Source organism: Mesorhizobium sp. LNHC229A00 (assembly GCF_000502415.1).
Taxonomy (GTDB): domain Bacteria; phylum Pseudomonadota; class Alphaproteobacteria; order Rhizobiales; family Rhizobiaceae; genus Mesorhizobium.
Genome location: NZ_AYWQ01000043.1, coordinates 1 through 4,736, shown reverse-complemented (window position 1 = coordinate 4,736; position 4,736 = coordinate 1). Strand labels below are relative to the sequence as shown.

Here is a 4,736-nt window from a genome sequence, read left to right as displayed (position 1 = left end):
CGGCGCGCGCGGCGCTGGAGTGGGCGCGCCATGCCGCTCGCAAGGCGGGCATTCCCGGCCTCATCGCGGAGGTCGACAGCGCGTGGCTGGCCTTGGAGACACCCGCGGCGCGGCTGATCGCGCAGGGCAGGGAGCAGCCGCTGCTGCTCGAAGAGGTGGAGGCATTGCAGGGGTCGCCGGCGCTGGTCGTCGATGCCTTCCGCTACGCCGTGCGGGTCGGGCGGACCACGATTTCGCTGGCGAGCCGGCCTGTGCTGTTCGCCTTGGCGCGGACGCTCGCCGAAGCCTGGCCCGGCGACGTGTCGCGAGGGGAACTCGTGGCACGGGCCTTCGGCGGCAAGCATGCCGATGAATCGCATCGCGCGCGCCTGCGCGTCGAGATCGGGCGGCTGCGTGCCGAGCTTCGCGCGTTGGCCGGCATCAGCGCCACCAGGCATGGCTTCACGCTGGCGCCACGCCAGGCCCATGCGGTGATGGTGCTGGCGCGGCCGATCGAGGAACGGCACGCGGCCGTGCTTGCCTTGCTGGCCGACGGCGAGGCCTGGTCGAGCTCGGCCCTGGCGCTGGCACTTGGAACCGGCCAGCGCAGCGTGCAGCGGGCGCTTGAGCCGCTTGCCGAGGCCGGCAAGGTACAGTCCTTCGGCCATGGCCGGGCGCGCCGCTGGATGACGCCGCCGGTGGCGGGTTTCACGACCACCTTGTTACTCCCCGCGCCGCTTCCCAATGGCTAGATAGTGACGACGACCATCATCGAGGGACAAGGACATGAAACATTCGGCGGCCGAAATCTTGAGGGAATACGGGCCCTTTCCCGGTGCCAATACGGTGGCCGGGGTAAGCTTTGACGGCAAGAATGTCTGGTTCGCCTCGGGCGACAGGCTGAACGCTTTCGATCCCGAGAGCGGGCAGGCCTTGCGCTCGATCGATGTCGCGGCACATGCCGGCACCGCCTATGACGGCCGGCATTTCTTCCAGCTTGCCAAGGACCGCATCCAGAAGATCGATCCCGACACGGGCGAGGTGCTTTCCACCATTCCAGCCCCCGGCAATGGCGGCGATTCCGGGCTGACCTGGGCCGAAGGCACGCTATGGGTCGGCCAGCACCGGGAGCGCAAGATCCACCAGATCGACCCGGAGACCGGCGCGATCCTGCGCACCATCGAATCCAACCGGTTCGTCACTGGGGTGACCTGGGTCGACGGCGAATTGTGGCACGCCACCTGGGAGGGCGACGAAAGCGATCTTCGGCGCGTTGATCCTCGGACGGGCAAGGTTCTGGAGAAGCTCGACATGCCTGCCGGCATGGGCGTCTCGGGGCTCGAATCCGATGGCGCCGACCGACTGTTCTGCGGCAGCGGAAACGCCGGCGTGGTGAGGGCGGTGCGCCGGCCGAAATGAGGGTCCGCGAATTTTCCCAAATCGACTGGCGGTTGTGGGACGCCAAACCTAGATAGGCTGGACCATCCCCCACAAAGGATTCTCCCATGCCCGAACAGATTACGTTGAACGACGGCACCGCCATTCCCCAGCTTGGCCTTGGCGTCTGGCAGGTCGATCACGACATCACGGCGCGGGTGGTGGGCTGGGCGATCCAGGCTGGTTACCGTCTGATTGACACCGCCGAGGGTTACCGGAACGAGGAAGGGGTCGGTGAGGCGATCCGCGCCGCCGGCGTGCCGGCGGCAGAGCTGTTCATCACCTCGAAGCTGCGCAACGGCGCCCACCAGCGCGATGCGGCGCTTCGGGCCTTCGACGACACGATGAAGAAGCTCGGCGTCGAGCAACTCGCCCTGTTCCTGATCCATTGGCCGGTGCCCAGCCAGGACAAATATGTCGAGGCCTGGAAGACGCTCGTCGAGCTGAAGCAGGCCGGCCGCGTCAAGTCGATCGGCGTTTCGAATTTCAATAGGGATCATCTGGAGCGCATCATCGGCGAGACCGGCGTGACGCCCGTCGTCAACCAGATCGAGCTGCACCCGCGCTTCCAGCAGCGCGATCTCAGGGAATGTCACGCCCGGCACGACATCCAAACGGAAAGCTGGAGTCCGCTGGGCAGCGGCCGGTTGCTGAGCGACCCGACCATATCAAGCATTGCCCGCAAACACGGCAAGTCCACCGCGCAGACAATGATCCGCTGGCATCTCCAGCAAGGGCTGATCGTCATCCCGAAGTCGGTGCGCCAGGACCGCATCGCGGCCAATTTCGATGTCTTCGATTTCGAACTGGACGCGCAAGACCTGGAGACGATCGCCGGCATGGATTCGGCTGACGGCCGTAACGGTCCGAATCCGGTGACGGCGGCGTTTCTGTTCTGAGAGGACGAAGCGGTCGGCGCGCTAAATCCCCGAGCCGTCCAGCTGTTGCGCGTCGTCGCCTTCCCACGGCGCCGGCATCGAGGCGCCCCGGCTGAGATTGGCCGAGGGCATCGGCATCCAGCATTTCAGCTCCGGCTCGGCATATTCGACGACGCGGCCGGGCGAGGAATCGGAGGCGCGCCAGCCCTCGTCGCCGAACTGATCGGCGCGTGACCAGTAGGCGAGGTCGACTTCCGCCGGCCCCTGCTCGGACGGGCGCACCGTAACGAGGATCCGGCTGCCGTCTTTTGGTGCGCTCGACATGTGGCGCCAGCGGTCGGGCTCGTCCATCCTAATTTCCTCCTGCCTTGCTGTGGGATGAAGTGTCGCCTCGTCGTCGGAGACGGTCAACCCAAACTTTTGCGCAACCCATCCTGTTTCGATGGGCTGCTCGTTCCGCCTGGCGCGGGGAGTGGATGATTTGTCGGATTGCACCAGCCGCGCCCGTCCTTGATCTGGCGTCCTTGATCTGGCGACGGTCGCCGGGACAAGGAGAGGCATTCATGAGTGACGGAGTCGAGCCGATGCCGGATGACGTGGAAACAAAACTGTACTTCAGCCGCAACCCCAATCCGCGCCTGGGGGTGGCGGTGGCGCGTCATCTCGGGGCGAGGCTGACCTTCGAATTCGCGTCGCCGCTCGCTCCGGGGCAAGCGGAGCGATTCCGGCCCCTCAATCCCAACCTTTCCCTGCCCATACTGGTCTGGCCCGGCGGAAGCTTGTGGGAGACCGACGCCATAGCCTGCCGGTTGTCGCGAGACATGGGTTCCGATTTCTGGCGCACGAACGACGATGAGCCCGAGATGATCCGCTGGCTGAGTTGGGGCAAGGAGAATTTCATGCGGGCCTGCGACATGGTGCATTTCGAGCGCGGCACCAAGCAGCGCTATCACATCGGGCCGATCGATCACCAAGTGGTCAAGGAGGGGCTGAAACTGTTCCACACGACGGCGGCGATCCTGGAGACCGCGCTTGCGGGCCGGCAATGGCTGGTGGGGGACGAAGTCTCTTATGCCGACTTCCGCATGGCGACCTTCCTGCCTTTCAACGATGTCGCGGGCCTGCCGCTCGGCGACTATCGACTGGTCGATCGCTGGTATCGGCGGCTTGAAGCGATCGACGCCTGGCGTGATCCCTTCGAGGGTCTGGACGCGCCGCGATTGCCGCCAGTCCCAGGACGGGTCGAGCCGCATGAGGCGGCGCCGAGGCTGTAGTCGAAACGGGTGGCGACCGGCGTATACGTTTGGAGAGAAACTTGAAAACGCCGGCCGCCATTTGGGGCGTTGGGGTGCATCGCTTTGGGGGGCGATGCAAAGACCAGGCTAAGCGGATGGCCGGCCGCCGCAAGCGGAACGCCGGCCCATGGTGAACAGGTGGTTACTATCCACAGGTCGGGGCTGTAACGGCAGGCGGCCCGCCGGATTGCGGCCGTCCATCGCGGCCAGGTCGTCATTGTCTCGGCTGTGCGCAACGCGAATCGCCGGCCATGCCACGCTCGACGGGCCGCGATCGGATTGCTAAGCCCGTCTGCGAAGGAGCTGATGAGTCTGGCATGACCGTTGCGATCGAGATGGGACACACGACAGCGGGTGCGCCGGCGAAACTCGATCTCGAGGAGTTGCTGGCGACCCGCCTCCTGGTGCAGGGCAATTCGGGCTCCGGCAAGTCGCACCTCTTGCGGCGTCTCCTGGAACAGAGCGCGCCGTGGGTGCAGCAGACCATCATTGATCCGGAAGGCGACTTCGTGTCTCTGGGCGAACGCTACGGCCATCTGGCGATCGATGCCGAGGAGCATACCGAGCGCGGCCTGCAGGCGGCCGGCGAGCGGGCGCGCATCCACCGTGTCTCGACCGTGCTCAACCTCGAAGGCCTCGATGCCGAGAACCAGATGCGGCGCGCCGCCGCTTTTCTCGGCGGGCTGTTCGAGGTCGCGCGCGACCACTGGTACCCGATGCTGGTGGTGGTCGACGAAGCTCAGCTTTTCGCGCCGGCGGTGGCCGGCGAGGTGTCGGACGAGGCGCGCAAGCTTTCGCTCGGCGCCATGACCAACCTGATGTGCCGGGGCCGCAAGCGCGGGCTTGCCGGCATCATCGCCACGCAGCGGTTGGCCAAGCTCGCCAAGAACGTGGCGGCGGAAGCCTCCAATTTCCTGATGGGCCGCACCTTCCTCGATATCGACATGGCGCGCGCGGCCGATCTCCTGGGCATGGAGCGGCGGCAGGCGGAGGCGTTCCGCGATCTGGAGCGTGGCCAATTCATGGCATTGGGGCCGGCACTGTCGCGCCGGCCGCTCGCCCTGCGCATCGGCCCCACCGACACCAGCCCGCGCAACGGCACGCCCAGGCTGATGCCGCTGCCCGAGGCGGCGCTCGAGGATGCCCG

At 66.3% G+C, this 4,736-nt stretch carries 5 protein-coding genes and 1 pseudogene; 5 read left to right on the top strand and 1 reads right to left on the bottom strand.

Going from position 1 to position 4,736, the window contains the following annotated elements; all coding sequences use genetic code 11:
- From X742_RS140775 to X742_RS140785, 3 genes and pseudogenes are all read left to right on the top strand, one after another.
- Positions 1-731, top strand: a pseudogene (locus tag X742_RS140775) (helix-turn-helix domain-containing protein); the annotation flags it as partial.
- Between the two features lie 34 nt (positions 732-765).
- Positions 766-1,398, top strand: a complete 633-nt coding sequence (locus tag X742_RS140780; protein WP_023775517.1) for a PQQ-binding-like beta-propeller repeat protein — start codon at positions 766-768, stop codon at positions 1,396-1,398.
- Between the two features lie 86 nt (positions 1,399-1,484).
- The gene (locus tag X742_RS140785; protein WP_023775516.1) at positions 1,485-2,315 is read left to right on the top strand and encodes an aldo/keto reductase; all 831 of its coding nucleotides are present in this window, start codon (positions 1,485-1,487) and stop codon (positions 2,313-2,315) included.
- Between the two features lie 21 nt (positions 2,316-2,336).
- On the opposite strand, the gene X742_RS140790 is transcribed toward X742_RS140785, so the two are convergent.
- Positions 2,337-2,645: a hypothetical protein gene (locus X742_RS140790; protein ID WP_015316958.1), complete on the bottom strand. Its 309-nt coding sequence runs from the start codon at positions 2,643-2,645 to the stop codon at positions 2,337-2,339.
- Positions 2,646-2,857: 212 nt separating this feature from the next.
- Between X742_RS140790 and X742_RS140795 the strand changes: the two genes are divergently transcribed.
- A complete protein-coding gene (locus X742_RS140795) occupies positions 2,858-3,568 on the top strand; it encodes a glutathione S-transferase family protein (RefSeq protein WP_023775515.1) in 711 nt (236 codons plus the stop codon).
- Positions 3,569-3,906: 338 nt separating this feature from the next.
- Positions 3,907-4,736 (top strand): ATP-binding protein (locus X742_RS140800; RefSeq protein ID WP_023775514.1); only part of this gene is annotated, 830 nt, incomplete at its 3' end.

Excerpts from the sequence above, each read along its gene's own strand:
- X742_RS140780 (WP_023775517.1), top strand. The coding sequence starts at position 766 with ATGAAACATTCGGCGGCCGAAATCTTGAGGGAATACGGGCCCTTTCCC.
- X742_RS140785 (WP_023775516.1), top strand. The coding sequence starts at position 1,485 with ATGCCCGAACAGATTACGTTGAACGACGGCACCGCCATTCCCCAGCTT.
- X742_RS140790 (WP_015316958.1), bottom strand. The coding sequence starts at position 2,645 with ATGGACGAGCCCGACCGCTGGCGCCACATGTCGAGCGCACCAAAAGAC.
- X742_RS140795 (WP_023775515.1), top strand. The coding sequence starts at position 2,858 with ATGAGTGACGGAGTCGAGCCGATGCCGGATGACGTGGAAACAAAACTG.